This is a genomic window from Escherichia sp. MAL-1 (assembly GCF_052948035.1).
The window spans coordinates 4,501,038-4,527,188 of sequence record NZ_CM129609.1; the positions used below are offsets into that span (position 1 = coordinate 4,501,038).

The 26,151-nt window shown below is 54.0% G+C and carries 28 protein-coding genes; 24 read left to right on the forward strand and 4 right to left on the reverse strand.

Features of this window, described 5'->3' with window-relative positions; genetic code table 11:
• Positions 1–138 precede the first annotated feature (138 nt).
• Together ACU8XX_RS22530 and crfC are read right to left on the reverse strand one after the other, a co-directional pair.
• Positions 139–1,017, reverse strand: a complete 879-nt coding sequence (locus tag ACU8XX_RS22530) for a YjcZ-like family protein (RefSeq protein WP_016241778.1) — start codon at positions 1,015–1,017, stop codon at positions 139–141.
• Entirely contained in the window at positions 1,014–3,242 is a 2,229-nt protein-coding gene (gene crfC / locus ACU8XX_RS22535; RefSeq protein WP_240765303.1) for a clamp-binding protein CrfC, read from the reverse strand. Before crfC ends, ACU8XX_RS22530 begins: the two co-directional genes overlap by 4 nt.
• A gap of 401 nt (positions 3,243–3,643) precedes the next feature.
• Here crfC and ACU8XX_RS22540 point away from each other — a divergent pair, with 401 nt between their 5' ends.
• The 16 genes from ACU8XX_RS22540 (at position 3,644) to phnP (ending at position 15,928) form a co-directional block, all read left to right on the forward strand.
• Complete coding sequence (locus ACU8XX_RS22540; protein ID WP_001300891.1) at positions 3,644–3,979, forward strand: zinc ribbon domain-containing protein YjdM; 336 nt, start codon at positions 3,644–3,646, stop codon at positions 3,977–3,979.
• 559 nt (positions 3,980–4,538) lie between these two features.
• Entirely contained in the window at positions 4,539–4,982 is a 444-nt protein-coding gene (yjdN, locus tag ACU8XX_RS22545; protein WP_001131318.1) for a VOC family metalloprotein YjdN, read from the forward strand.
• A gap of 132 nt (positions 4,983–5,114) precedes the next feature.
• Entirely contained in the window at positions 5,115–5,903 is a 789-nt protein-coding gene (gene phnC / locus ACU8XX_RS22550; protein WP_001193397.1) for a phosphonate ABC transporter ATP-binding protein, read from the forward strand.
• Positions 5,904–5,927: 24 nt separating this feature from the next.
• The gene (gene phnD, locus ACU8XX_RS22555) at positions 5,928–6,944 is read left to right on the forward strand and encodes a phosphonate ABC transporter substrate-binding protein (RefSeq protein WP_000992000.1); all 1,017 of its coding nucleotides are present in this window, start codon (positions 5,928–5,930) and stop codon (positions 6,942–6,944) included.
• 105 nt (positions 6,945–7,049) lie between these two features.
• Positions 7,050–7,829, forward strand: coding sequence for a phosphonate ABC transporter, permease protein PhnE (gene phnE / locus ACU8XX_RS22560; RefSeq protein WP_001193500.1), 780 nt, complete (start codon positions 7,050–7,052; stop codon positions 7,827–7,829).
• 20 nt (positions 7,830–7,849) lie between these two features.
• Entirely contained in the window at positions 7,850–8,575 is a 726-nt protein-coding gene (phnF, locus tag ACU8XX_RS22565) for a phosphonate metabolism transcriptional regulator PhnF (RefSeq protein WP_001295387.1), read from the forward strand.
• Positions 8,576–9,028, forward strand: coding sequence for a phosphonate C-P lyase system protein PhnG (gene phnG, locus ACU8XX_RS22570; protein WP_000542785.1), 453 nt, complete (start codon positions 8,576–8,578; stop codon positions 9,026–9,028).
• Positions 9,025–9,609: a phosphonate C-P lyase system protein PhnH gene (gene phnH, locus ACU8XX_RS22575; protein ID WP_000171628.1), complete on the forward strand. Its 585-nt coding sequence runs from the start codon at positions 9,025–9,027 to the stop codon at positions 9,607–9,609. The genes phnG and phnH overlap by 4 nt, the downstream gene beginning before the upstream one ends.
• Positions 9,609–10,673, forward strand: coding sequence for an alpha-D-ribose 1-methylphosphonate 5-triphosphate synthase subunit PhnI (gene phnI, locus ACU8XX_RS22580; protein ID WP_001300601.1), 1,065 nt, complete (start codon positions 9,609–9,611; stop codon positions 10,671–10,673). The genes phnH and phnI overlap by 1 nt, the downstream gene beginning before the upstream one ends.
• Positions 10,666–11,511 (forward strand): alpha-D-ribose 1-methylphosphonate 5-phosphate C-P-lyase PhnJ, encoded by an 846-nt coding sequence (gene phnJ / locus ACU8XX_RS22585; protein ID WP_016241775.1) that lies wholly within the window; start codon positions 10,666–10,668, stop codon positions 11,509–11,511. The genes phnI and phnJ overlap by 8 nt, the downstream gene beginning before the upstream one ends.
• Positions 11,508–12,266: a phosphonate C-P lyase system protein PhnK gene (phnK, locus tag ACU8XX_RS22590; protein ID WP_001039799.1), complete on the forward strand. Its 759-nt coding sequence runs from the start codon at positions 11,508–11,510 to the stop codon at positions 12,264–12,266. The genes phnJ and phnK overlap by 4 nt, the downstream gene beginning before the upstream one ends.
• 110 nt (positions 12,267–12,376) lie before the next feature.
• On the forward strand, positions 12,377–13,057 hold the full coding sequence (gene phnL / locus ACU8XX_RS22595; protein WP_000611405.1) for a phosphonate C-P lyase system protein PhnL: 681 nt from the start codon (positions 12,377–12,379) through the stop codon (positions 13,055–13,057).
• The gene (gene phnM, locus ACU8XX_RS22600) at positions 13,054–14,190 is read left to right on the forward strand and encodes an alpha-D-ribose 1-methylphosphonate 5-triphosphate diphosphatase (protein WP_016241774.1); all 1,137 of its coding nucleotides are present in this window, start codon (positions 13,054–13,056) and stop codon (positions 14,188–14,190) included. The genes phnL and phnM overlap by 4 nt, the downstream gene beginning before the upstream one ends.
• Complete coding sequence (phnN, locus tag ACU8XX_RS22605; protein ID WP_000971883.1) at positions 14,190–14,747, forward strand: ribose 1,5-bisphosphokinase; 558 nt, start codon at positions 14,190–14,192, stop codon at positions 14,745–14,747. The genes phnM and phnN overlap by 1 nt, the downstream gene beginning before the upstream one ends.
• Positions 14,734–15,168, forward strand: coding sequence for an aminoalkylphosphonate N-acetyltransferase (phnO, locus tag ACU8XX_RS22610; protein WP_001110490.1), 435 nt, complete (start codon positions 14,734–14,736; stop codon positions 15,166–15,168). Before phnN ends, phnO begins: the two co-directional genes overlap by 14 nt.
• 1 nt (position 15,169) lies before the next feature.
• Positions 15,170–15,928 carry a phosphonate metabolism protein PhnP gene (phnP, locus tag ACU8XX_RS22615; protein WP_000059908.1) on the forward strand — a complete coding sequence of 253 codons (759 nt, stop codon included), beginning with the start codon at positions 15,170–15,172 and terminating at the stop codon, positions 15,926–15,928.
• A 146-nt stretch (positions 15,929–16,074) separates the two neighbouring features.
• Here the strand turns inward: phnP and yjdP are convergent, their stop codons facing one another.
• On the reverse strand, positions 16,075–16,404 hold the full coding sequence (gene yjdP, locus ACU8XX_RS22620; protein ID WP_000819746.1) for a DDRRRQL repeat protein YjdP: 330 nt from the start codon (positions 16,402–16,404) through the stop codon (positions 16,075–16,077).
• A gap of 68 nt (positions 16,405–16,472) precedes the next feature.
• On the reverse strand, positions 16,473–16,922 hold the full coding sequence (gene rpiB, locus ACU8XX_RS22625; protein WP_000716794.1) for a bifunctional allose-6-phosphate isomerase/ribose-5-phosphate isomerase RpiB: 450 nt from the start codon (positions 16,920–16,922) through the stop codon (positions 16,473–16,475).
• A 358-nt stretch (positions 16,923–17,280) separates the two neighbouring features.
• On the opposite strand from rpiB, the gene ACU8XX_RS22630 reads away from it, so the two are divergent.
• The 8 genes from ACU8XX_RS22630 (at position 17,281) to ACU8XX_RS22665 (ending at position 26,144) form a co-directional block, all read left to right on the forward strand.
• Positions 17,281–18,171, forward strand: a complete 891-nt coding sequence (locus ACU8XX_RS22630; protein WP_000083216.1) for a MurR/RpiR family transcriptional regulator — start codon at positions 17,281–17,283, stop codon at positions 18,169–18,171.
• A gap of 58 nt (positions 18,172–18,229) precedes the next feature.
• Complete coding sequence (gene alsB, locus ACU8XX_RS22635; RefSeq protein WP_001046187.1) at positions 18,230–19,165, forward strand: D-allose transporter substrate-binding protein; 936 nt, start codon at positions 18,230–18,232, stop codon at positions 19,163–19,165.
• 126 nt (positions 19,166–19,291) lie between these two features.
• Positions 19,292–20,824 carry a D-allose ABC transporter ATP-binding protein AlsA gene (gene alsA, locus ACU8XX_RS22640; RefSeq protein WP_000235257.1) on the forward strand — a complete coding sequence of 511 codons (1,533 nt, stop codon included), beginning with the start codon at positions 19,292–19,294 and terminating at the stop codon, positions 20,822–20,824.
• Positions 20,803–21,783, forward strand: coding sequence for a D-allose ABC transporter permease (gene alsC, locus ACU8XX_RS22645; protein WP_016241772.1), 981 nt, complete (start codon positions 20,803–20,805; stop codon positions 21,781–21,783). The genes alsA and alsC overlap by 22 nt, the downstream gene beginning before the upstream one ends.
• Before the next feature lie 10 nt (positions 21,784–21,793).
• Positions 21,794–22,489 carry a D-allulose-6-phosphate 3-epimerase gene (gene alsE / locus ACU8XX_RS22650; RefSeq protein WP_001311314.1) on the forward strand — a complete coding sequence of 232 codons (696 nt, stop codon included), beginning with the start codon at positions 21,794–21,796 and terminating at the stop codon, positions 22,487–22,489.
• Complete coding sequence (gene alsK / locus ACU8XX_RS22655; protein WP_001171686.1) at positions 22,473–23,402, forward strand: allose kinase; 930 nt, start codon at positions 22,473–22,475, stop codon at positions 23,400–23,402. Before alsE ends, alsK begins: the two co-directional genes overlap by 17 nt.
• A gap of 272 nt (positions 23,403–23,674) precedes the next feature.
• Positions 23,675–25,660, forward strand: a complete 1,986-nt coding sequence (gene yjcS, locus ACU8XX_RS22660; protein WP_001066030.1) for an alkyl sulfatase YjcS — start codon at positions 23,675–23,677, stop codon at positions 25,658–25,660.
• 208 nt (positions 25,661–25,868) lie between these two features.
• Positions 25,869–26,144 (forward strand): YtcA family lipoprotein, encoded by a 276-nt coding sequence (locus tag ACU8XX_RS22665; RefSeq protein WP_001295389.1) that lies wholly within the window; start codon positions 25,869–25,871, stop codon positions 26,142–26,144.
• Positions 26,145–26,151: the final 7 nt, after the last annotated feature.

Here is a 26,151-nt window from a genome sequence, read left to right on the forward strand (position 1 = left end):
TCCGGTTAAGGAATGTACAATCAAACCAGTTGACGCCTGAATTGGGCAGTTAATGACCTTTTTACCCTACCAGTGTTTAAATTTGTGATCAACTTCACACATGGATTTCGTTTAGGACTCATTGATGTAACTGATTATTTACACCAAATTTACAGTGAAGATTTCCTCGAGCATTGCCCCCGCCAGACGCTGCGCTGAACAGAGTCGTGGCATCCCCAGCGCGACAGTTTGCCAGCGTTGGGTCACTGACCAGCAAACGGGTTGTTTATCTGCCGTGGTCCACTTTCCCAGCCAACTTAAAAAATCAGCATGATCCCCGCCCGTCGGAACGGTCGAAGAGGCAAACCACTGATGGTAATAGTGACGCGTAGTCGGGGCCGCATTGATACTCTCTGCCAGATGTTGTGTCGCTTTCACGCGCAAATCACCCAGCAACAACGCCACCGCTTGCGGGCTTCCCAGACGACAGGCATCGCCAAATGCCCCCCAACGCAACTCTTCGAGAACGATAAAACAGCGCCCAGGCAACGACCAGGCGTTATACGCCCCAGCACGCCAGCGGGTAAAAATTTGCTCGCTCTGTTCACCCGCCTGCACCAGTAGGCCTCGTTGCGTTAATGCCTTTTCCTTCCAGCGACAACGGGCTGAAAACCACTCATACAAGGCGGCAATTTGCTGGGGGAGCTCCGGGAAAGCAGAGTGCTGGCGGTGATCCATTTTTTGCAGCAGCGCCAGATGCTGCGCGATCTGCGTCAGTGCCAGATGACCGGGATCCAGCATCGACGCCAGTTTTTCCACCAATGTCAGACGCAGGCTAAGCGGCGCATTTAACATGCCGCCGTTCGTCCATGTCTGAAGCTGCACGCGCGCAAGAAGTTCCTGCATCAGTCGTTCACGAAACTGCTGCTGATGGGCTTGTGGAAGGCGGGCATCATCGCCCTGCGCCAGATCCACTAAAAAGCGGGGATAAACCGACTCCAGCACGCGACCGGGGCCGTCAAGTAACGTCTTGGTCAATATCGTTCTGCCGTGAAAAGTGTTTGAATATCATCGCGTAACAGCTGGGCGTCGGTGTAAATCCAGCCGTGAGTCATCACAGTCTGCTGCAATTGCTGCTGCATCAGCCTGACCACCGATTCATTTTGTTGACGCAGAGCCAGACTTTCGCGTAAACGCATCTGTAATTCCGTCAAACATGAAGCGAACTCAGCGAAAAAAGTATTCATGCCTGCCGTAACAGATTCATCGACCTGCTCTGCCAGAACTTTAGCCATTTGTTGGCAATAGAGATCGACTTCTGCGCTTAATGCTCGTTGCAACACACTGTAATCAACCGTTTCTGTCGGTGATTTCTCATTTCCCCGTCCCCAGTCGGGCTGATTCAACCAGCGCGAAAAAGTCTCACGCACAACGCCTAAACGCGTGCTCTGCTCGTCCGTTGCTTCCTGGCGCGAAATGACTTCACTGAACAGCTGGCGAGTGTTGAAGTGGGGAACTACGCCGTGAAAAACAGGAAAATGAAACCCAGGACGAAACCCTGACTCGCTCAATTCCATTTTGACTTGTTGCTCAATGGGGCGAATAACATCGGTTAACACCCGGCAAAGGGTGGATTCCAGCTCGGCAAAACGCAGCGTAAAGTCGCGACTGATGGTGTTCTGCGCCGTCTGTAACAGTGTCTCACAGCGGGTACGAATCTCGCTTAACGGCTCCGAATCATCCTGAAACAAGGCGGCTAACTGCGCATTCAGCGCATCTTGTTGTTGACGCAGAAAGTGGTTGGCGGAGGTCAGGGCCAGCTCGATTTCATGTTTAATCTCGCCGCTCACCTGCGCCTGATTGAGTTGCAATAGCTGCAAACTTTCTTCGACCTGATGGATATTTTGCCGCAATTGTTCACAAGCGACGTTTAACCCGTGCGCACGAAAATCCAGGTATTCCCGCGCCTGCTGCGCGTAATTCAACAGTTTATGCGCAGCAGATCGCAGAGCATACAACGAGGCGTTAGCGTAAGCGGCATGAAGCAACGCCTGAATTGGCTGGGCGAACAGCGAATCTTCCCACAACTGATCGGCAGCATGACGAATATGTTCGAGGTCCGCCAGATCGTCATGACGCCAGCGCCTGCCGAGCGCGGCATGGGCAAAATCTTCCACCCAGCGTTGTTGCTCTGGCGCTGGTAACTTACCGTTGTTGGCTAACTCATAGCGCGCCCGATTCGCCAGGTAGCCCCACATCGACGACACCGGAAATATCTGCTGTGGCGTAATACAGCCTTTCATCAGCGTCCCGGAAATCAGTGCCCGCACCTGGTCGGCGTCGTCACTGTTACGATCCTGTTGATCGAACTTATTGACCAGCACATACAGCGGCACCGATTGCCCCACCGCCAAAATCGCCTCACGGACCTCTTCATCGGAGATCGATTTCAGTTGCGTATAATCCAGCACCGCCAGTACCGCCGAGGCGCGTGCCAGCTGCTGGTTAAGCATTTTTTGCAGATGCGGTTGCCCGGCTTCATTTGGCCCGGGGGTATCCAGTAACGTCAACTGACCGGGATAACTCTCCAGCCCCGCCAGATGGACAAACTCCACTTCAATCACGGGAATATGCTCAATGGCGGCGTAAGCAGAAAAAGGAAAATCGACGTCCAGCGCCTTCGCCAGTCGCACTAAATCATTCAAACTTTTCAGACAATGAAAAATAGGCTGGGCACCCAGATAATATTTTTCGAAAGCGACGCCATTTTCGATCCGCTGCATAAGCGCACGCATATCTTTATCTATTTCCAGCACATCGGTCAGATGCTTAATATCGCAATCACGCAGGCGCTGTTGTAATTGTTGAATTAAACAATCGATTGGCGCGACATGTGAAAAATGCAGTACCGGTTCCTTTTGCCCGGGCGTATGGCGAATAAGCGTTGGCAGCGCAGTCATAGGGCGATTGCGATTAGGCAGAACCTCCGTACCAACAATGGCATTAATGGTGGTTGATTTCCCTGCTTTCATAGTACCGACAATCGCCAGCACCATTTCCAGTTGGGAAATTTTACGCAACTCATTATTCAGCATCGCGTGACGCTCGGCGATATTAGGCTGACTCCAGGGTAAAGCCAGTTGTGGCGCATCATCTCCGGGTACAGAGAGAGGCATTTTTTCCAGTAACTGCAACTGTTGGCGAGAAAGCTGTAACAGGCGTTCAGCCTCCTGACTTAACTCATACAGGGTCTGTGTGTACATAGAAAATTCTTCCTTAAAGCAAATTTTGTTACTTTTATTTAGCCAGATTGTTTTTGAGTTCTGTTTTCGGCTTTTATAATTACTGCAAGAAATAATTTTATATTTAGCGTGTTGTTTTTTATTATAATAAATAACGTCTTCCGATACGTTTAAAACGTCAGAAAGATAAAAATATCATGTGAATTAAAAAAAGAACAAGTAGAGCATTAACATTATCTTAAATAATAAATAGAGGCAAAAAGATTATTTTCTTTTTGTGTTTCCTTTCAAATGAAAACGATCGTCGTCTAAAATCAGCAGTACCCCCGACAAACTCAGGGATTTTGTGTATAATTGCGGCCTTTTTCGGCAATCTGCCGTTTTTTGGCGCTTTTGCCCTGCTGACTTTTGAGGAAATCCACATGTCATTACCACACTGCCCAAAATGCAACTCCGAATACACCTACGAAGATAACGGCATGTACATCTGCCCGGAATGTGCCTACGAATGGAACGACGCAGAACCTGCACAGGAAAGCGACGAGCTGATCGTTAAAGATGCTAACGGCAATCTGCTGGCTGACGGCGACAGCGTTACCATCATTAAAGATCTGAAGGTGAAAGGTAGCTCTTCGATGCTGAAAATTGGCACCAAAGTGAAAAACATCCGCCTGGTTGAAGGCGACCATAACATCGATTGCAAAATCGACGGTTTTGGTCCGATGAAACTGAAATCTGAGTTTGTGAAAAAGAACTGATTGTATTGTGATCGGTAAGCCGGATAAGGCGCTCGCGCCGCATCCGGCAACGGTGCCAGATGCCTGATGCGACGCTTGCGCGTCTTATCAGGCCTACAAATTCCCGCACCCTCCGTAGGCCGGATAAGGCGTTTACGCCGCATCCGGTAACAGTGCCGACTGCCTGATGCGACGCTCGCGCGTCTTATCAGGCCTACAAATTCCCGCACCCTCCGTAGGCCGGATAAGGCGTTTACGCCGCATCCGGCAACAGTGCCAGATGCCTGATGCGACGCTCGCGCGTCTTATCAGGCCTACAAATTCCCGCACCATCCGTAGGCCGGATAAGGCGTTTACGCCGCATCCGGCAACGGTGCCGACTGCCTGATGCGACGCTCGCGCGTCTTATCAGGCCTACAAATTCCCGCACCCTCCGTAGGCCGGATAAGGCGTTTACGCCGCATCCGGCAACAGTGCCGACTGCCTGATGCGACGCTGACCGCGTCTTATCAGGCTTCCCTCTCATCTGTATAAATTTCGAACTACACTTAACTGGCTTCTCTTAACTGAGGTCACCATCATGCCGTTAAGTCCCTACCTCTCTTTTGCCGGTAACTGTGCCGACGCAATTGCTTATTATCAACGTACGTTGGGCGCTGAACTGCTCTATAAAATCAGCTTCGGCGAAATGCCGAAATCAGCGCAGGACAGCGCCGAGAACTGCCCTTCCGGAATGCAATTTCCCGATACCGCCATCGCCCACGCCAATGTGCGCATTGCCGGAAGCGATATCATGATGAGCGATGCTATACCGTCAGGAAAAGCCAGCTACTCCGGCTTTACGCTGGTGCTCGATTCGCAACAGGTCGAAGAAGGAAAACGCTGGTTTGATAACCTTGCCGCTAACGGAAAAATCGAAATGGCCTGGCAGGAAACTTTCTGGGCGCATGGCTTCGGCAAAGTCACCGATAAATTTGGCGTACCGTGGATGATTAATGTCGTCAAACAACAACCAACGCAATAATCCGCCGGGAGGCCCGCCCTCCCGCACTGTCATCGAATTCCCGTTAACTCTTCATCTGTTAGTCACTTTTAATTAACCAAATCGTCACAATAATCCGCCACGATGGAGCCACTTTTTTAGGGAGGCTGCATCATGCAAACGATTATCCGTGTCGAGAAGCTCGCCAAAACCTTCAATCAGCATCAGGCGCTGCATGCGGTTGATCTGAACATTCATCACGGTGAAATGGTGGCTCTGCTTGGGCCGTCCGGTTCCGGCAAATCCACCCTTTTACGTCACTTAAGCGGTTTGATTACCGGCGATAAATCCGCCGGCAGCCATATCGAGCTGCTGGGCCGCACAGTCCAGCGCGAAGGCCGTCTGGCGCGCGATATCCGCAAAAGCCGCGCCAACACCGGCTACATCTTCCAACAATTCAACCTGGTGAACCGCCTGAGCGTACTGGAGAACGTGCTGATTGGCGCGCTCGGCAGCACGCCGTTCTGGCGCACCTGTTTTAGCTGGTTTACCCGCGAGCAGAAACAACGCGCGTTACAGGCGCTGACCCGCGTTGGCATGGTGCATTTTGCCCATCAACGCGTTTCCACCCTCTCCGGCGGACAGCAGCAGCGTGTGGCGATTGCCCGCGCGCTGATGCAGCAGGCGAAGGTGATTCTGGCCGATGAACCCATCGCCTCGCTGGACCCGGAATCCGCCCGCATCGTGATGGACACCCTGCGCGACATCAATCAGAACGACGGCATCACCGTGGTCGTCACGCTGCATCAGGTGGATTACGCCCTGCGCTACTGCGAACGCATCGTCGCCCTGCGCCAGGGGCACGTTTTCTACGACGGCAGCAGCCAACAGTTTGATAACGAACGTTTTGACCATCTCTACCGCAGCATTAATCGCATCGAAGAGAACGCGAAAGCTGCCTGACATCCCCATCATTGAGGAAAACGAATGAACGCTAAGATAATTGCCTCGCTGGCCTTCACCAGCATGTTCAGCCTCAGCACCCTGTTAAGCCCGGCACACGCCGAAGAGCAGGAAAAGGCGCTGAATTTCGGCATTATTTCAACGGAATCACAGCAAAACCTGAAACCGCAATGGACGCCATTCTTACAGGATATGGAGAAGAAGCTGGGCGTGAAGGTGAACGCCTTCTTTGCCCCAGACTACGCAGGCATTATCCAGGGAATGCGCTTCAATAAAGTGGATATCGCCTGGTACGGCAACCTGTCGGCAATGGAAGCGGTGGATCGCGCCAACGGCCAGGTCTTCGCCCAGACGGTCGCGGCGGATGGATCGCCAGGTTACTGGAGCGTGTTGATCGTCAACAAAGATAGTCCGATCAACAACCTGAACGATCTGCTGGCGAAGCGGAAAGATCTCACCTTCGGCAATGGCGATCCTAACTCCACCTCTGGCTTCCTCGTCCCCGGTTACTACGTCTTCGCCAAAAACAATATCTCCGCCAGCGACTTCAAGCGCACCGTCAACGCCGGGCATGAAACCAACGCGCTGGCCGTCGCCAACAAGCAGGTGGATGTGGCGACCAACAACACCGAAAACCTCGACAAGCTGAAAACCTCCGCGCCGGAGAAGCTGAAAGAACTGAAAGTGATCTGGAAATCGCCGCTGATCCCAGGCGATCCGATCGTCTGGCGTAAAAATCTTTCCGAAACCACCAAAGACAAGATCTACGACTTCTTTATGAATTACGGCAAAACGCCGGAAGAGAAAGCGGTGCTGGAACGCCTGGGCTGGGCGCCGTTCCGCGCCTCCAGCGACCTGCAACTGGTGCCGATTCGCCAGCTCGCACTGTTTAAAGAGATGCAGGGCGTGAAAAGCAATAAAGGACTGAATGAGCAGGACAAGCTGGCAAAAACCACCGCGATTCAGGCGCAACTGGATGACCTGGACCGCCTGAACAACGCGCTAAGCGCGATGAGTTCGGTGAGTAAAGCGGTGCAGTAAATCGTAGGTCGGATAAGACGCCCCGGCGTCGCATCCGACAATGTGCAGGCGTTGATGCCGGATGCGGTGCAAGCACCTTATCCGGCCTACAGACCGGAGCCAAACATGCAAACCATCACCATCGCCCCACCCAAGCGCAGCTGGTTCTCGCTTCTGAGCTGGGCCGTTGTTCTCGCCGTGCTGGTCGTCTCGTGGCAGGGCGCGGAAATGGCCCCGCTCACACTGATTAAAGACGGCGGCAACATGGCAACCTTCGCTGCCGACTTCTTCCCGCCCGATTTCAGCCAGTGGCAGGATTACCTCACCGAAATGGCCGTCACGCTGCAAATCGCCGTCTGGGGCACCGCGCTGGCGGTGGTTCTCTCCATCCCCTTTGGCCTGATGAGCGCCGAAAACCTGGTGCCGTGGTGGGTTTACCAGCCCGTTCGCCGCCTGATGGACGCCTGCCGCGCCATTAACGAAATGGTCTTCGCCATGCTGTTCGTGGTCGCCGTCGGTCTCGGACCGTTCGCTGGCGTGCTGGCGCTATTTATCCACACCACCGGCGTGCTCTCCAAGCTGCTTTCCGAAGCGGTAGAAGCAATTGAACCTGGCCCGGTGGAAGGCATTCGCGCCACCGGTGCCAACAAGCTCGAAGAGATCCTCTACGGCGTGCTGCCGCAGGTGATGCCGCTGCTGATCTCCTACTCCCTCTATCGCTTCGAATCCAACGTCCGCTCGGCGACCGTCGTCGGCATGGTCGGCGCGGGCGGGATCGGCGTCACCCTGTGGGAAGCGATTCGCGGTTTCCAGTTCCAACAAACCTGCGCCCTGATGGTGCTTATCATCGTCACGGTCAGCCTGCTGGATTTCCTCTCTCAACGGTTGCGTAAGCACTTTATCTGATAAGCGAGGCATTGATATCTATGCACTTGTCTACACATCCGACCAGCTACCCAACACGCTATCAAGAGATAGCCGCAAAACTTGAGCAGGAGCTTCGTCAACACTACCGCTGCGGCGACTATCTTCCCGCCGAGCAGCAACTGGCAGCGCGCTTTGAGGTGAATCGCCACACCCTGCGCCGCGCCATCGACCAACTGGTGGAAAAAGGCTGGGTACAGCGCCGTCAGGGCGTCGGCGTGCTGGTGCTGATGCGCCCGTTCGATTACCCGCTCAACGCCCAGGCGCGTTTTAGCCAGAATCTGCTGGATCAGGGCAGCCATCCCACCAGCGAAAAACTGCTTTCGGTATTGCGCCCCGCGTCCGGCCACGTCGCTGACGCACTGGGGATTACCGAGGGGGAGAACGTCATCCACCTGCGCACCCTGCGTCGGGTCAACGGCGTCGCGCTCTGTTTAATCGACCACTACTTCGCGGACCTCACCCTCTGGCCGACGCTGCAACGCTTCGACAGCGGCTCGCTGCACGATTTTCTGCGCGAGCAAACCGGAATTGCGCTGCGCCGCAGCCAGACGCGGATCAGCGCCCGCCGCGCCCAGGCCAAAGAGTGCCAGCGTCTTGAAATCCCGAATATGTCGCCGCTGCTGTGCGTGCGCACCCTTAACCACCGTGACGGTGAAAGCAGCCCGGCGGAGTACTCCGTCAGCCTGACGCGCGCCGACATGATTGAATTCACTATGGAGCACTGAATGCACGCAGATACCGCGACCCGCCAGCACTGGATGTCCGTGCTGGCGCACAGCCAACCGGCTGAACTGGCAGCACGCCTGAACGCGCTAAACATCACCGCCGACTATGAGGTGATCCGCGCCGCTGAAACTGGCCTGGTACAGATTCAGGCGCGGATGGGCGGCACCGGCGAACGTTTTTTTGCCGGCGACGCCACGCTGACCCGCGCCGCCGTGCGCCTGACTGACGGCACGCTCGGCTACAGCTGGGTGCTGGGGCGTGATAAACAGCACGCCGAACGCTGCGCGCTGATTGACGCGCTGATGCAGCAATCTCGCCACTTTCAAAACTTATCAGAAACCCTTATTGCCCCGCTGGACGCTGACCGTATGGCACGCATTGCCGCACGCCAGGCCGAAGTGAACGCCAGCCGGGTCGACTTCTTTACGATGGTTCGCGGAGACAACGCATGACCCTGGAAACCGCTTTTATGCTTCCCGTGCAGGATGCCCAGCACAGTTTTCGTCGCCTGTTAAAGGCCATGAGCGAGCCGGGCGTGATTGTCGCCCTGCATCAGCTCAAACGCGGCTGGCAACCGCTGAATATCGCCACCACCAGCGTGCTGCTGACGCTGGCCGATAACGACACGCCGGTGTGGCTTTCTACCCCATTAAATAACGATATCGTCAACCAGAGCCTGCGTTTTCATACCAACGCGCCGCTGGTCAGCCAGCCGGAACAGGCGACCTTCGCGGTGACGGATGAGGCGATTTCCAGCGAACAGCTCAACGCCCTTTCCACCGGCACCGCCGTTGCGCCGGAAGCGGGCGCGACGCTGATTTTACAGGTCGCCAGCCTGAGCGGCGGGCGCATGTTGCGTCTCACCGGCGCGGGTATTGCCGAAGAACGAATGATCGCTCCGCAGCTGCCGGAGTGCATTCTGCACGAACTCACCGAGCGCCCGCACCCGTTCCCGCTCGGCATCGACCTGATCCTGACCTGCGGCGAACGCCTGCTGGCTATTCCGCGAACCACGCATGTGGAGGTGTGCTGATGTACGTTGCCGTAAAAGGGGGCGAAAAGGCGATCGACGCCGCCCACGCCCTGCAAGAGAGCCGACGCCGGGGCGATACCGATTTGCCTGAACTGAGCGTCGCCCAGATTGAACAGCAGCTTAACCTCGCGGTAGATCGCGTGATGACCGAAGGCGGCATTGCCGACCGCGAACTGGCGGCGCTGGCGCTGAAACAGGCCAGCGGCGATAACGTTGAAGCGATTTTCCTGCTGCGCGCCTACCGCACCACGTTGGCGAAGCTGGCGGTAAGCGAGCCGCTCGACACCACCGGGATGCGTCTCGAACGCCGTATCTCCGCCGTTTATAAAGACATTCCCGGCGGCCAGCTGCTTGGCCCAACCTACGACTACACCCATCGCCTGCTCGATTTTACCCTGCTGGCAAACGGCGAAGCGCCGACGCTGACCACCGCCGACAGCGAACAACAGCCGTCGCCGCACGTTTTCAGCCTGCTGGCGCGTCAGGGGCTGGCGAAGTTTGAAGAGGATAGCGGCGCACAGCCGGATGACATCACCCGCACGCCGCCGGTTTACCCCTGCTCACGTTCTTCCCGTTTGCAGCAGTTGATGCGCGGCGACGAAGGCTATTTGCTGGCGCTGGCCTACTCCACCCAACGCGGTTACGGGCGCAACCACCCGTTCGCGGGCGAGATCCGCAGCGGCTATATCGACGTATCGATTGTGCCGGAAGAGCTGGGATTTGCGGTAAACGTCGGCGAACTGCTGATGACCGAGTGTGAAATGGTCAACGGTTTTATCGACCCGCCGGATGAGCCGCCGCACTTCACGCGCGGCTACGGGCTGGTATTCGGCATGAGCGAGCGCAAAGCGATGGCAATGGCGCTGGTTGACCGTGCGTTGCAAGCCCCGGAATACGGCGAGCACGCGACAGGCCCGGCGCAGGATGAAGAGTTCGTGCTGGCGCATGCCGACAACGTCGAAGCCGCAGGCTTTGTCTCGCACCTCAAACTCCCGCACTACGTCGATTTCCAGGCCGAACTGGAGCTACTCAAACGTCTGCAACAGGAGCAGAACCATGGCTAATCTGAGCGGCTACAACTTTGCCTACCTCGACGAGCAGACCAAACGCATGATCCGCCGCGCCATCTTAAAAGCGGTGGCTATCCCCGGTTATCAGGTGCCGTTTGGCGGGCGCGAGATGCCGATGCCCTACGGCTGGGGAACCGGCGGCATTCAGCTCACCGCCAGCGTGATTGGCGAAAGCGACGTGTTGAAGGTGATTGACCAGGGTGCGGATGACACCACCAACGCCGTGTCGATTCGCAACTTCTTTAAGCGCGTGACCGGGGTAAACACCACTGAACGTACGGACGATGCGACGCTTATCCAGACGCGTCACCGCATCCCCGAAACGCCGCTGACCGAAGATCAGATCATTATCTTCCAGGTGCCAATCCCGGAACCGCTGCGCTTTATCGAGCCGCGCGAAACGGAGACCCGCACTATGCACGCGCTGGAGGAGTACGGCGTGATGCAGGTGAAACTGTATGAAGATATCGCCCGTTTCGGTCATATCGCCACCACCTATGCTTATCCGGTGAAGGTGAACGGGCGCTACGTGATGGACCCGTCGCCGATCCCGAAATTCGATAACCCGAAAATGGACATGATGCCCGCCCTGCAGCTGTTCTGCGCAGGGCGCGAGAAGCGCATCTATGCGGTGCCGCCGTTTACCCGCGTGGAAAGTCTCGATTTCGACGATCACCCGTTCACCGTTCAGCAGTGGGATGAGCCATGCGCCATCTGCGGATCGACCCACAGCTATCTTGATGAAGTGGTGCTGGATGACGCCGGAAACCGCATGTTTGTTTGCTCCGATACCGATTATTGCCGCCAACAGAGCGAGGCGAAAAGCCAATGAATAAACCGTTACTTTCGGTCAATAACCTGACCCACCTTTACGCGCCGGGCAAAGGCTTTAGCGATGTCTCTTTTGATTTATGGCCGGGAGAAGTGCTGGGCATTGTCGGAGAATCCGGCTCCGGGAAGACCACGCTGCTGAAGTCGATCTCCGCGCGTCTGACGCCGCAGCAGGGGGAGATTCACTACGAGAACCGTTCGCTGTATGCAATGAGCGAGGCCGACCGCCGTCGCCTGCTGCGCACCGAATGGGGCGTAGTGCATCAGCATCCACTCGACGGCCTGCGCCGTCAGGTCTCGGCAGGCGGCAATATCGGCGAGCGGTTGATGGCGACCGGGGCGCGTCATTACGGCGACATTCGCGCCACCGCGCAGAAGTGGCTGGAAGAGGTGGAGATTCCCGCCAACCGGATCGACGACCTGCCGACCACCTTTTCCGGCGGTATGCAGCAGCGTTTGCAGATTGCCCGCAACCTGGTGACGCATCCGAAGCTGGTGTTTATGGATGAACCGACCGGCGGGCTGGATGTGTCGGTGCAGGCCCGCCTGCTCGACCTGCTGCGCGGCCTGGTGGTGGAGCTGAACCTCGCGGTGGTGATTGTCACCCATGATTTAGGCGTCGCCCGCCTGCTGGCGGACCGTTTGCTGGTGATGAAGCAGGGGCAAGTGGTGGAGAGTGGGTTAACCGACCGCGTGCTCGACGACCCGCATCATCCGTATACACAGCTGCTGGTGTCATCGGTTTTGCAGAATTGAGCCGGTGCCGGATGCGGCGTAAACGCCTTATCCGGCCTACAAATGCGCTCCCCGTAGGTCGGATAAGACGCGTCAGCGTCGCATCCGACACCCGAACCACGAGGCGAAAAATGATTAACGTACAAAACGTCAGTAAAACCTTCATCCTGCACCAGCAAAACGGCGTGCGCCTGCCCGTCCTCAATCGCGCCTCGCTCACCGTCAACGCGGGCGAATGCGTGGTGCTCCACGGCCATTCCGGCAGCGGCAAATCAACTCTGCTACGCTCGCTGTACGCCAACTATCTACCCGACGAAGGTCAAATCCAGATCAAACACGGTGACGAGTGGGTAGACCTGGTCACCGCGCCAGCGCGCAAAGTGGTGGAAATCCGCAAAACCACCGTCGGCTGGGTGAGCCAGTTTCTGCGCGTCATCCCGCGTATCTCAGCACTGGAAGTGGTGATGCAGCCGCTGCTCGATACCGGCGTTCCGCGTGAAGCCTGCGCCGCTAAAGCCGCGCGTCTTCTCACCCGCCTGAACGTGCCGGAACGCCTGTGGCACCTGGCACCATCGACATTTTCCGGTGGCGAACAGCAGCGCGTCAACATCGCCCGCGGCTTTATCGTCGACTACCCCATTCTGCTGCTTGACGAACCTACCGCCTCGCTGGACGCCAAAAACAGCGCCGCGGTGGTGGAACTGATTCGCGAAGCCAAAACCCGTGGCGCAGCCATCGTAGGCATCTTCCATGACGAAGCTGTACGTAATGACGTCGCCGACCGCCTGCACCCAATGGGAGCCTCTTCATGATTATCAATAACGTTAAGCTGGTGCTGGAAAACGAGGTGGTAAGCGGTTCGCTGGAGGTGCAGAACGGCGAAATCCGCGCCTTTGCCGAAAGCCAGAGCCGCCTGCCGGAGGCGATGGACGGCGAAGGCGGCTGGCTGCTGCCGGGGCTGATTGAGCTGCATACCGATAATCTGGATAAATTCTTCACCCCGCGCCCGAAAGTTGACTGGCCTGCCCACTCGGCGATGAGCAGCCACGACGCGCTGATGGTGGCGAGCGGCATCACCACCGTACTGGATGCCGTGGCAATTGGCGACGTGCGCGACGGCGGCGATCGGCTGGAGAATCTGGAGAAGATGATCAACGCCATCGAAGAGACGCAGAAACGCGGCGTCAACCGCGCCGAGCACCGCCTGCACCTGCGCTGCGAGCTGCCGCATCACACCACGCTGCCGCTGTTTGAAAAACTGGTGCAGCGCGAACCGGTGACGCTGGTGTCGCTGATGGACCACTCGCCGGGCCAGCGCCAGTTCGCTAACCGCGAGAAGTATCGCGAATATTATCAGGGCAAATACTCCCTCACCGATGCGCAGATGCAGCAGTACGAAGAGGAACAGCTGGCGCTTGCCGCACGCTGGTCGCAACCAAATCGCGAATCCATCGCCGCAATGTGCCGCGCGCGACAAATTGCCCTCGCCAGCCACGATGACGCCACCCACGCCCACGTTGCCGAATCACACCAGCTTGGCAGCGTGATCGCCGAATTTCCCACCACGTTCGAAGCGGCGGAAGCCTCGCGCAAGCATGGCATGAACGTGCTGATGGGCGCGCCAAATATCGTGCGTGGCGGTTCGCACTCCGGCAACGTGGCGGCCAGTGAACTGGCGCAGCTTGGCCTGCTGGATATCCTCTCTTCCGACTACTACCCCGCCAGCCTGCTGGATGCGGCGTTCCGCGTCGCCGATGACGAGAGCAACCGCTTTACGCTGCCGCAGGCGGTGAAGCTGGTGACCAAAAATCCGGCGCAAGCGCTTAATCTCCAGGATCGCGGGGTGATTGGCGAGGGTAAACGCGCCGACCTGGTGCTGGCGCATCGCAAGGGCAACCACATTCATATCGACCACGTCTGGCGTCAGGGTAAAAGGGTGTTCTGATGATGGGAAAACTGATTTGGTTAATGGGGCCGTCCGGCTCCGGGAAAGATAGCCTGCTGGCGGAACTCCGCCTGCGGGAACAAACTCAGCTACTGGTGGCGCATCGCTACATCACGCGCGACGCCAGCGCTGGAAGCGAAAACCATATCGCCCTGAGCGAGCAGGAGTTTTTTACCCGCGCGGGGCAAAATCTGCTGGCCTTAAGCTGGCACGCTAACGGTCTGTATTATGGCGTCGGCGTCGAGATTGACCTCTGGCTGCACGCTGGATTCGACGTGCTGGTCAACGGCTCACGCGCCCATCTGCCGCAGGCGCGGGCGCGCTATCAATCGGCGCTGCTGCCCATTTGCTTACAGGTTTCGCCAGAGATCCTGCGCCAGCGCCTGGAAAACCGTGGCCGCGAAAACGCCAGTGAAATTAACGCCCGGCTGGCGCGCGCCGCCCGCTATACTCCACAGGATTGCCATACGCTCAATAATGACGGCAGCCTGCGCCAGTCGGTCGACACGCTGCTGACGCTAATCCATCAGAAGGAGAAACACCATGCCTGCTTGTGAGCTTCGCCCGGCCACGCAGTACGACACCGACGCGGTTTACGCGTTGATTTGCGAGCTAAAACAGGCGGAGTTTGACCACCACGCGTTTCGCGTGGGTTTTAACGCCAATCTGCGCGACCCAAACATGCGCTACCATCTGGCGCTGCTTGATGGCGAAGTTGTCGGCATGATCGGCCTGCATTTGCAGTTTCATCTGCATCATGTCAACTGGATCGGCGAAATTCAGGAACTGGTGGTGATGCCGCAGGCGCGCGGTCTGAACGTTGGCAGTAAGTTACTGGCGTGGGCAGAAGAAGAAGCCCGCCAGGCCGGGGCCGAAATGACCGAACTTTCCACCAACGTGAAGCGCCACGACGCGCACCGTTTTTACCTGCGTGAAGGCTACGAGCAGAGCCACTTCCGCTTCACCAAGGCGCTGTAACATGAGCCTGACCCTCACGCTCACCGGCACCGGCGGCGCACAGGGCGTTCCGGCATGGGGCTGCGAGTGCGCGGCCTGCGCCAGAGCGCGGCGCTCGCCGCAGTATCGCCGCCAACCGTGCAGCGGCGTAGTGAAGTTTAACGACGCAATCACCCTGATCGACGCCGGGCTGCACGATCTCGCCGATCGCTGGTCGCCCGGATCGTTCCAGCAGTTTTTGCTGACGCATTATCATATGGATCACGTCCAGGGGCTGTTTCCGCTGCGCTGGGGCGTTGGCGATCCGATCCCGGTTTACGGCCCGCCGGATGAACAGGGCTGCGACGATCTGTTTAAACATCCGGGCCTGCTTGATTTCAGCCACACGGTGGAACCGTTTGTGGTGTTTGATTTGCAGGGGTTACAGGTCACGCCCCTGCCGCTCAACCACTCAAAACTGACCTTCGGTTATCTGCTGGAAACGGCACACAGCCGGGTGGCGTGGCTGTCTGACACCGCAGGCTTGCCGGAAAAAACGCTGAAATTTTTACGCAATAATCAGCCGCAGGTAATGGTGATGGATTGCAGTCACCCGCCGCGCGCGGATGCACCGCGTAATCACTGTGATTTAAATACCGTGCTTGCGCTGAATCAGGTTATCCGCTCGCCACGGGTGATTCTGACCCATATCAGCCACCAGTTTGATGCGTGGCTGATGGAAAACGCACTACCGTCAGGGTTTGAGGTGGGGTTTGATGGGATGGAGATTGGGGTGGCGTGATGAGAGGGAATGTGCGCGCTGGCCCCCTCACCCTAACCCTCTCCCCAGAGGGGCGAGGGGACCGATTGTGCTCGATATTGAATATTGCGCTCGTTTTCTCCCTCTCCCCATTGGGGTGAGGGGCGATGCCTGCTCCATACCCAACCTCATCGCCCATACTCATCTTCCATTCTCCGCTCTTCATCCTCCAGTTGCCGACGCTCCTGATCAAGCTGGCGCTGGCGATCGTCCAGCTGCCTGCGGCGATCTTCAAACTGGCGGCGGCGGTCGTCATATTGTCTGCGCCGATCGTCGCTCACTTCACGCTGCCAGCCGTCGTCGCGCGAATCTTCATAGTCTCGCCCACGGTCAGGGTTATAAGCGTCATTAATCGCCTGCTGAATATTGCCAATGGTGTCGTCGATAATATCGGCCTGGGCCGGAACGGTGGACAGCGTGAGCAGGGTGAATAAAAGAAATAGCGGAAAGCGTTTCATTAGCCAACCTCAAAAAGAAACTCTATCCACATTAATCATTACTCATCCATGCAAGTAGTGGATGAATCTCAATTTCTCCGCTGCTCTATTGCCGTAATCGCCTCCACGCGTTGTTGATGACGACCGCCTTCGTACTGTGCGCCCAGCCACGCATCCACAATCATTTTTGCCAGTTCGAGGCCAACCACTCGTGAACCAAAAGCCAGCACGTTGGTGTCGTTATGCTGCCGCGAAAGTTGCGCGGAATAAGGTTCGCTACAGACGACCGCGCGAATTCCGGCAAACTTGTTCGCCGCTATCGAAATACCGACGCCAGTACCACAAATCAAAATCCCGCCATCAACCTCTCCGCCAGCAACAGCCAGTGCGACTTGGCTGGCGTAATGTGGATAATCAGTACGCTCTGACGACCAGGTTCCTTTATCAATCACTTCAACGCCACGCTCAACTAAATGTGCCACTATTTCATGTTTTAAAATGAAACCGACATGATCACAGCCAAATGCAATCTTTTTCATTCATCTTCCCCGTCCGTGCAAAACTTCACAATCAAAAAACATTTGTGATGTTAATGAATTAAAAACACCCAAAATCGATGAATTACGCCTTCCTGATCTGTTTTACAGAGTTACATCTGACAGCGCAATAGCGTTAAAGACACTCACCATCCAGCAACATCTATCATCTAAAAAACCAGAAAAACAAATAACATCATGTTTTTAAACTAATTAAATGAAATAAAATTTTAAGCCACTCGCCATTGTTCACAATAAAATAAACTTTATAAATTTTATTTTTTTGTGAAGTCGCCAGCATCTTTTCTGTTCTTGCTGTGGTGATATAGTGGCGTCTTCAATTCAAGGACAAGAGAACGTGATGAGCCAGTCAGAGTTTGATTCAGCGCTTCCGAACGGTATAGGGTTAGCGCCTTACCTGCGAATGAAGCAGGAAGGAATGACAGAAAATGAAAGCCGCATCGTGGAGTGGTTACTCAAACCCGGTAACCTGAGTTGTGCACCCGCAATTAAAGATGTCGCAGAAGCTCTGGCGGTATCTGAAGCGATGATAGTTAAGGTATCAAAGCTGCTGGGGTTTAGCGGCTTTCGTAACTTACGCAGTGCGCTGGAAGATTATTTTTCTCAGTCAGAACAGGTATTGCCTTCCGAGTTGGCTTTTGATGAAGCGCCGCAGGATGTGGTGAATAAGGTATTTAACATCACTTTACGCACCATTATGGAAGGTCAGTCGATCGTCAACGTTGATGAGATCCACCGTGCCGCCCGCTTTTTCTATCAGGCCAGACAGCGGGATTTGTACGGTGCCGGAGGATCAAATGCTATCTGTGCTGATGTACAGCACAAGTTCTTGCGCATTGGCGTACGCTGTCAGGCCTATCCTGATGCTCACATCATGATGATGTCCGCTTCGTTGTTACAGGAAGGAGATGTTGTGCTGGTAGTGACCCATTCCGGGCGAACCAGTGATGTAAAAGCGGCCGTAGAACTGGCAAAAAAGAACGGGGCAAAGATTATTTGTATAACCCATAGCTACCATTCACCGATAGCGAAACTGGCCGATTATATTATTTGCTCACCAGCCCCGGAAACGCCGTTATTAGGTCGTAATGCCTCGGCAAGAATATTACAACTAACTTTGCTGGACGCTTTTTTTGTCTCTGTCGCCCAGCTCAACATTGAACAAGCTAATATTAATATGCAAAAAACCGGCGCAATTGTTGATTTCTTCTCACCAGGCGCGCTGAAATAAGAAAAAGGTAATTCCGCCATCGCGGAGTTACCTGTCCCCTTACCGTGAGAACATTATTATGAATAAATATCTGAAATATTTCAGCGGCACACTCGTGGGCTTAATGTTGTCAACCAGCGCTTTTGCTGCCGCCGAATATGCTGTCGTATTGAAAACCCTCTCCAACCCATTTTGGGTAGATATGAAAAAAGGCATTGAAGATGAAGCAAAAACACTGGGCGTCAGCGTTGATATTTTTGCCTCTCCTTCAGAAGGCGATTTTCAATCTCAATTGCAGTTATTTGAAGATCTCAGTAATAAAAATTACAAAGGTATCGCCTTCGCTCCATTATCCTCAGTGAATCTGGTCATGCCTGTCGCCCGCGCATGGAAAAAAGGCATTTATCTGGTTAATCTCGATGAAAAAATCGACATGGATAATCTGAAAAAAGCTGGCGGCAATGTGGAAGCTTTTGTCACCACCGATAACGTTGCTGTCGGGGCGAAAGGCGCGTCGTTCATTATTGACAAATTGGGCGCTGAAGGTGGTGAAGTCGCAATCATTGAGGGTAAAGCCGGTAACGCCTCCGGTGAAGCGCGTCGTAATGGTGCCACCGAAGCCTTCAAAAAAGCAAGCCAGATCAAGCTTGTCGCCAGCCAGCCTGCCGACTGGGACCGCATTAAAGCACTGGATGTCGCCACTAACGTGTTGCAACGTAATCCGAATATTAAAGCGATCTATTGCGCGAATGACACGATGGCAATGGGTGTTGCTCAGGCAGTCGCAAACGCCGGAAAAACGGGAAAAGTGCTGGTCGTCGGTACAGATGGCATTCCGGAAGCCCGCAAAATGGTGGAAGCCGGACAAATGACCGCGACGGTTGCCCAGAACCCGGCGGATATCGGCGCAACGGGTCTGAAGCTGATGGTTGACGCTGAGAAATCCGGCAAGGTTATCCCGCTGGATAAAGCACCGGAATTTAAACTGGTCGATTCAATCCTGGTCACTCAATAAAACTGAATGATGCCGGATGATGATGCTAATGAAGTGTCTTATCCGGCCAAAAAAATAACCTGAACGTAGACCTGATAAATGTAGCCATCAGGCAATAATACGATATTTCGTGCAGAGAGGTTATTTATGGCCACGCCATATATATCGATGGCGGGGATCGGCAAGTCCTTTGGTCCGGTTCACGCATTAAAGTCGGTTAATTTAACGGTTTATCCTGGTGAAATACATGCATTACTAGGAGAAAATGGCGCGGGTAAATCCACGCTAATGAAAGTTTTATCCGGAATACATGAGCCGACCAAAGGCACCATTACCATTAATAACATTAGCTATAACAAGCTGGATCATAAATTAGCGGCACAACTCGGTATCGGGATTATTTATCAGGAACTCAGCGTTATTGATGAATTAACCGTACTGGAAAATTTATATATTGGTCGTCATCTGACGAAAAAAATCTGTGGCGTCAATATTATCGACTGGCGAGAAATGCGTGTCCGCGCCGCCATGATGTTATTACGCGTGGGCTTGAAAGTTGATCTAGATGAGAAAGTGGCGAATTTATCTATCAGCCACAAGCAGATGCTAGAAATTGCCAAAACGCTGATGCTCGATGCCAAAGTCATCATCATGGATGAACCCACCTCCTCACTCACCAATAAAGAGGTGGACTATCTGTTTCTGATCATGAATCAGTTGCGTAAAGAGGGTACGGCCATCGTCTATATCTCGCATAAGTTGGCGGAAATTCGCCGTATTTGCGACCGCTATACGGTGATGAAAGACGGCAGCAGCGTTTGCAGCGGCATAGTAAGCGATGTGTCAAATGACGATATCGTCCGTCTGATGGTAGGCCGCGAACTGCAAAACCGTTTTAACGCGATGAAGGAGAATGTCAGCAACCTTGCGCACGAAACGGTTTTTGAGGTGCGGAACGTCACCAGTCGTGACAGAAAAAAGGTCCGGGATATCTCATTTAGCGTCTGCCGGGGAGAAATATTAGGCTTTGCCGGACTGGTCGGTTCCGGACGTACTGAACTGATGAATTGTCTGTTTGGCGTGGATAAACGCGCTGGCGGAGAAATCCGTCTTAATGGCAAAGATATCTCTCCACGTTCACCCCTGGATGCCGTGAAAAAAGGGATGGCTTACATCACTGAAAGCCGCCGGGATAACGGTTTTTTCCCCAACTTTTCCATCGCTCAGAACATGGCGATCAGCCGCAGTCTGAAAGACGGCGGCTATAAAGGCGCGATGGGCTTGTTTCATGAAGTTGACGAGCAACGTACCGCTGAAAATCAACGCGAACTGCTGGCGCTGAAATGTCATTCGGTAAACCAGAATATCACCGAACTCTCCGGGGGAAATCAGCAGAAAGTCCTGATCTCCAAATGGCTGTGCTGTTGCCCGGAAGTGATTATTTTCGATGAACCTACCCGCGGCATCGACGTTGGCGCGAAAGCCGAAATTTACAAAGTGATGCGCCAACTGGCGGACGACGGAAAAGTCATCCTGATGGTGTCATCTGAACTACCTGAAATTATCACCGTCTGCGACCGCATCGCCGTGTTCTGCGAAGGACGACTGACGCAAATCCTGACGAATCGCGATGACATGAGCGAAGAGGAGATTATGGCATGGGCTTTACCACAAGAGTAAAAAGCGAAGCGAGCGAGAAGAAACCGTTCAACTTTGCGCTGTTCTGGGATAAATACGGCACCTTTTTTATCCTGGCGATCATCGTCGCCATCTTTGGTTCGCTGTCACCAGAATATTTTCTGACCACCAATAATATTACCCAGATTTTTGTTCAAAGCTTCGTGACGGTATTGATCGGCATGGGCGAGTTTTTCGCTATCCTGGTCGCTGGTATCGACCTCTCGGTTGGCGCGATTCTGGCGCTTTCCGGTATGGTGACCGCCAAACTGATGTTGGCAGGTGTTGACCCGTTTCTCGCAGCGATGATTGGCGGTGTACTGGTTGGCGGCGCACTGGGGGCGATCAACGGCTGCCTGGTCAACTGGACGGGGCTACACCCGTTCATCATCACCCTTGGCACCAACGCGATTTTCCGTGGGATCACGCTGGTGATCTCCGATGCCAACTCGGTATACGGCTTCTCATTTGACTTCGTGAACTTCTTTGCCGCCAGCGTAATTGGGATACCTGTCCCCGTTATCTTCTCGCTAATTGTCGCGCTCATCCTTTGGTTTCTGACAACGCGTATGCGGCTCGGGCGCAACATCTACGCACTGGGCGGCAACAAAAATTCGGCGTTCTATTCCGGGATTGACGTGAAATTCCACATCCTGGTGGTGTTTATCATCTCCGGTGTTTGTGCAGGTCTGGCAGGCGTCGTCTCAACTGCACGACTCGGTGCCGCAGAACCGCTTGCCGGTATGGGTTTTGAAACCTATGCCATTGCCAGCGCCATCATTGGCGGCACCAGTTTCTTCGGCGGCAAGGGGCGCATTTTCTCTGTGGTGATTGGCGGGTTGATCATCGGCACCATCAACAACGGTCTGAATATTTTGCAGGTACAAACCTATTACCAACTGGTGGTGATGGGCGGATTAATTATCGCGGCTGTCGCCCTTGACCGTCTTATCAGTAAGTAAGGAATTGAACATGAAAATCTCCCCCTCGTTAATGTGTATGGATCTGCTGAAATTTAAAGAACAGATCGAATTTATCGACAGCCATGCCGATTACTTCCACATCGATATCATGGACGGTCACTTTGTCCCCAATCTGACACTCTCACCGTTCTTCGTAAGTCAGGTTAAAAAACTGGCAACTAAACCGCTCGACTGTCATCTGATGGTGACGCGGCCGCAGGATTACATTGCTCAACTGGCGCGTGCGGGAGCAGATTTCATCACTCTGCATCCGGAAACCATCAACGGCCAGGCGTTCCGCCTGATTGATGAAATCCGCCGTCATGACATGAAAGTGGGGCTGATCCTTAACCCGGAGACGCCAGTTGAGGCCATGAAATACTATATCCATAAGGCCGATAAAATTACGGTCATGACTGTCGATCCCGGCTTTGCCGGACAACCGTTCATTCCTGAAATGCTGGATAAACTTGCCGAACTGAAGGCATGGCGTGAACGAGAAGGTCTGGAGTACGAAATTGAGGTGGACGGTTCCTGCAACCAGGCAACTTACGAAAAACTGATGGCGGCAGGGGCGGATGTCTTTATCGTCGGCACTTCCGGCCTGTTTAATCATGCGGAAAATATCGACGAAGCATGGAGAATTATGACCGCGCAGATTCTGGCTGCAAAAAGCGAGGTACAGCCTCATGCAAAAACAGCATAACGTCGTAGCGGGCGTGGATATGGGGGCAACGCATATCCGCTTTTGTCTGCGGACAGCAGAAGGTGAAACGCTACACTGCGAAAAAAAGCGGACCGCAGAAGTCATTGCTCCCGGCCTGGTGTCGGGTATCGGCGAAATGATTGACGAGCAACTCAGGCGCTTTAACGCTCGCTGTCATGGTCTGGTGATGGGATTTCCGGCGCTGGTCAGTAAAGATAAACGCACCATTATTTCTACGCCTAACCTGCCGTTAACAGCGGCGGATTTATATGATCTCGCCGATAAGCTCGAAAATACGCTGAATTGTCCGGTTGAGTTTTCCCGCGACGTTAACCTGCAACTCTCCTGGGACGTAGTAGAAAACCGCCTTACGCAACAACTGGTTCTGGCGGCCTATCTCGGTACGGGGATGGGGTTCGCAGTGTGGATGAACGGTGCGCCGTGGACGGGTGCACACGGTGTGGCAGGCGAACTGGGTCATATCCCCCTGGGAGATATGACCCAACACTGCGCGTGTGGCAATCCTGGGTGCCTGGAAACCAATTGCTCTGGAATGGCGCTAAGACGCTGGTACGAACAACAGCCCCGAAATTACCCATTGCGCGATCTTTTCGTCCATGCGGAAAACGCCCCTTTCGTCCAGAGTCTGCTTGAAAACGCGGCACGGGCCATTGCCACCAGCATTAATCTGTTCGATCCCGATGCGGTGATCCTGGGCGGTGGCGTGATGGATATGCCCGCCTTCCCACGCGAGACTCTCGTTGCCATGACCCAAAAGAACCTGCGCCGTCCACTGCCGCATCAGGTCGTGCGCTTTATTGCCGCCTCATCTTCTGACTTTAATGGCGCTCAGGGTGCAGCAATATTGGCGCATCAACGTTTTTTGCCACAGTTCTGTGCTAAAGCCCCATGAGTAAAACGTTGGCACAGTAGCGCAATGTCCCGCTGTGCCAACGACAGGTACAATATATATAATAAACACATAAAACGACTCATATTATTTTCTGCAATGATAGTTTTACTGTAATTTTCCCTCTTCAGCACAAATGCCTAATAAAATGGCGCGTTCCGCTCACACTTCCACTTATTAAAGTCGCAATTTCCCAATTATGATAACGCCAGCTTTAAATGACGTATTTTGCATGGATTACATATTTACGACATAAATGATAAATGGAGATTTATATGAATAACTCTCGGTTATTCCGTTTGAGCAGGATTGTTATTGCGTTAACTGCCGCCAGCGGCATGATGGTAAATACCGCTAACGCGAAAGAGGAAGCGAAAGCCGCCACTCAATATACCCAACAGGTTAATCAGAATTACGCCAAATCATTACCGTTTAGCGATCGTCAGGATTTTGACGATGCCCAGCGTGGATTTATCGCCCCGCTGCTGGATGAAGGTATTCTGCGTGATGCGAACGGTAAAGTTTACTACCGCGCGGACGATTACAAATTTGATATTAATGCCACAGCGCCGGAAACCGTAAACCCCAGCCTGTGGCGTCAGTCGCAAATCAACGGTATTTCTGGCCTGTTCAAAGTCACCGATAAAATGTATCAGGTGCGCGGCCAGGATATCTCTAACATTACGTTCGTTGAGGGCGAGAAAGGCATTATTGTTATCGACCCGCTGGTGACGCCGCCTGCCGCAAAAGCCGCACTTGACCTTTACTTCCAGCATCGTCCGCAAAAACCGATTGTTGCCGTTATCTACACTCACAGCCACACCGACCACTATGGTGGCGTGAAAGGCATTATCTCTGAAGCCGATGTTAAATCCGGCAAAGTTCAGGTGATTGCCCCTGCAGGCTTTATGGACGAAGCCATCAGCGAAAACGTGCTGGCGGGTAACATCATGAGCCGCCGTGCGCTCTACTCTTACGGTCTGTTACTGCCGCACAACGCGCAAGGCAACGTGGGTAATGGCCTTGGCGTGACGCTGGCAACGGGCGACCCGAGCATTATTGCACCGACTAAAACTATCGTCCGAACTGGCGAGAAGATGATTATCGACGGCCTGGAGTTTGACTTCCTGATGACCCCAGGTAGCGAAGCGCCAGCCGAAATGCACTTCTATATTCCGGCCCTGAAAGCCCTGTGTACCGCCGAGAACGCCACGCATACCCTGCACAACTTCTACACTCTACGCGGCGCGAAAACCCGCGACACCAGCAAGTGGACCGAGTATCTGAACGAAACGCTGGATATGTGGGGTAACGACGCGGAAGTCCTGTTTATGCCGCACACCTGGCCGGTCTGGGGCAATAAGCATATCAATGATTATATTGGTAAATATCGCGATACTATCAAGTACATTCACGACCAGACCCTGCACCTGGCGAACCAGGGCTACACCATGAATGAAATCGGCGACATGATTAAGCTGCCGCCTGCACTTGCCAATAACTGGGCCAGCCGTGGCTATTACGGTTCTGTCAGCCACAACGCCCGCGCGGTGTATAACTTCTATCTTGGCTATTACGACGGTAACCCGGCTAACCTGCATCCGTATGGTCAGGTGGAGATGGGTAAACGTTACGTGCAGGCGCTGGGCGGTTCTGCCCGTGTCATCAACCTGGCGCAAGAAGCGAACAAGCAAGGTGATTACCGCTGGTCGGCAGAACTGCTGAAACAGGTGATTGCCGCCAACCCGGGTGACCAGGTCGCGAAGAATCTGCAAGCGAATAACTTTGAACAGCTGGGCTATCAGGCCGAGTCCGCCACCTGGCGCGGTTTCTACCTGACCGGCGCGAAAGAGCTGCGCGAAGGGGTGCATAAGTTCAGCCACGGCACCACCGGTTCCCCGGACACCATTCGCGGGATGTCGGTCGAAATGCTGTTCGACTTTATGTCCGTTCGCCTCGATAGCGCGAAAGCCGCGGGTAAAAATATCAGCCTGAACTTCAATATGGGCAACGGCGATAACCTCAACCTGACGCTGAACGATAGTGTGCTTAACTACCGGAAAACGCTGCAACCGCAAGCCAACGCCTCTTTCTACATCAGCCGTGAAGATCTGCACGCCGTGCTGACCGGACAGGCAAAAATGGCGGATCTGGTAAAAGCGAAGAAAGCCAAAATTATTGGCAATGGCGCGAAACTGGAAGAAATTATTGCCTGTCTGGATAATTTCGATTTGTGGGTGAATATCGTAACCCCAAATTAATGCCACTCGCTTTTGGGGGCGCTGAAGCCCCCAAAAGCATTTATTTTAAAAATATATACAACCAATTAATACATAAAATATATAAGTTATGAATGCGGTGGCTGAATAAAGCTATTTTTATTCATCAAGAAAATAGCCATACTGACGCCTTCAATGGATATTGATATTCACTACAGATATTGTTCGCAGCAGACAGGATGTATTTAATATGCCAACAGTTCTCTCTCGCATGGCGATGCAACTCAAAAAAACAGCCTGGATAATTCCCGTCTTCATGGTTTCGGGATGCTCATTATCTCCGGCAATCCCGGTGATCGGCGCTTATTATCCCAGCTGGTTTTTCTGCGCCATTGCCAGCCTTATTTTGACGCTCATCACGAGGCGAGTTATTCAGCGGGCAAATATCAATCTGGCATTTGTCGGAATTATTTATACCGCCCTTTTTGCTCTCTACGCCATGCTGTTCTGGCTGGCATTTTTCTAATCTATTT

Excerpts from the sequence above, each read along its gene's own strand:
- crfC (WP_240765303.1), bottom strand. The coding sequence starts at position 3,242 with ATGTACACACAGACCCTGTATGAGTTAAGTCAGGAGGCTGAACGCCTG.
- ACU8XX_RS22540 (WP_001300891.1), top strand. The coding sequence starts at position 3,644 with ATGTCATTACCACACTGCCCAAAATGCAACTCCGAATACACCTACGAA.
- yjdN (WP_001131318.1), top strand. The coding sequence starts at position 4,539 with ATGCCGTTAAGTCCCTACCTCTCTTTTGCCGGTAACTGTGCCGACGCA.
- phnC (WP_001193397.1), top strand. The coding sequence starts at position 5,115 with ATGCAAACGATTATCCGTGTCGAGAAGCTCGCCAAAACCTTCAATCAG.
- phnD (WP_000992000.1), top strand. The coding sequence starts at position 5,928 with ATGAACGCTAAGATAATTGCCTCGCTGGCCTTCACCAGCATGTTCAGC.
- phnE (WP_001193500.1), top strand. The coding sequence starts at position 7,050 with ATGCAAACCATCACCATCGCCCCACCCAAGCGCAGCTGGTTCTCGCTT.
- phnF (WP_001295387.1), top strand. The coding sequence starts at position 7,850 with ATGCACTTGTCTACACATCCGACCAGCTACCCAACACGCTATCAAGAG.
- phnG (WP_000542785.1), top strand. The coding sequence starts at position 8,576 with ATGCACGCAGATACCGCGACCCGCCAGCACTGGATGTCCGTGCTGGCG.
- phnH (WP_000171628.1), top strand. The coding sequence starts at position 9,025 with ATGACCCTGGAAACCGCTTTTATGCTTCCCGTGCAGGATGCCCAGCAC.
- phnI (WP_001300601.1), top strand. The coding sequence starts at position 9,609 with ATGTACGTTGCCGTAAAAGGGGGCGAAAAGGCGATCGACGCCGCCCAC.
- phnJ (WP_016241775.1), top strand. The coding sequence starts at position 10,666 with ATGGCTAATCTGAGCGGCTACAACTTTGCCTACCTCGACGAGCAGACC.
- phnK (WP_001039799.1), top strand. The coding sequence starts at position 11,508 with ATGAATAAACCGTTACTTTCGGTCAATAACCTGACCCACCTTTACGCG.
- phnL (WP_000611405.1), top strand. The coding sequence starts at position 12,377 with ATGATTAACGTACAAAACGTCAGTAAAACCTTCATCCTGCACCAGCAA.
- phnM (WP_016241774.1), top strand. The coding sequence starts at position 13,054 with ATGATTATCAATAACGTTAAGCTGGTGCTGGAAAACGAGGTGGTAAGC.
- phnN (WP_000971883.1), top strand. The coding sequence starts at position 14,190 with ATGATGGGAAAACTGATTTGGTTAATGGGGCCGTCCGGCTCCGGGAAA.
- phnO (WP_001110490.1), top strand. The coding sequence starts at position 14,734 with ATGCCTGCTTGTGAGCTTCGCCCGGCCACGCAGTACGACACCGACGCG.
- phnP (WP_000059908.1), top strand. The coding sequence starts at position 15,170 with ATGAGCCTGACCCTCACGCTCACCGGCACCGGCGGCGCACAGGGCGTT.
- yjdP (WP_000819746.1), bottom strand. The coding sequence starts at position 16,404 with ATGAAACGCTTTCCGCTATTTCTTTTATTCACCCTGCTCACGCTGTCC.
- rpiB (WP_000716794.1), bottom strand. The coding sequence starts at position 16,922 with ATGAAAAAGATTGCATTTGGCTGTGATCATGTCGGTTTCATTTTAAAA.
- ACU8XX_RS22630 (WP_000083216.1), top strand. The coding sequence starts at position 17,281 with ATGAGCCAGTCAGAGTTTGATTCAGCGCTTCCGAACGGTATAGGGTTA.
- alsB (WP_001046187.1), top strand. The coding sequence starts at position 18,230 with ATGAATAAATATCTGAAATATTTCAGCGGCACACTCGTGGGCTTAATG.
- alsA (WP_000235257.1), top strand. The coding sequence starts at position 19,292 with ATGGCCACGCCATATATATCGATGGCGGGGATCGGCAAGTCCTTTGGT.
- alsC (WP_016241772.1), top strand. The coding sequence starts at position 20,803 with ATGGGCTTTACCACAAGAGTAAAAAGCGAAGCGAGCGAGAAGAAACCG.
- alsE (WP_001311314.1), top strand. The coding sequence starts at position 21,794 with ATGAAAATCTCCCCCTCGTTAATGTGTATGGATCTGCTGAAATTTAAA.
- alsK (WP_001171686.1), top strand. The coding sequence starts at position 22,473 with ATGCAAAAACAGCATAACGTCGTAGCGGGCGTGGATATGGGGGCAACG.
- yjcS (WP_001066030.1), top strand. The coding sequence starts at position 23,675 with ATGAATAACTCTCGGTTATTCCGTTTGAGCAGGATTGTTATTGCGTTA.
- ACU8XX_RS22665 (WP_001295389.1), top strand. The coding sequence starts at position 25,869 with ATGCCAACAGTTCTCTCTCGCATGGCGATGCAACTCAAAAAAACAGCC.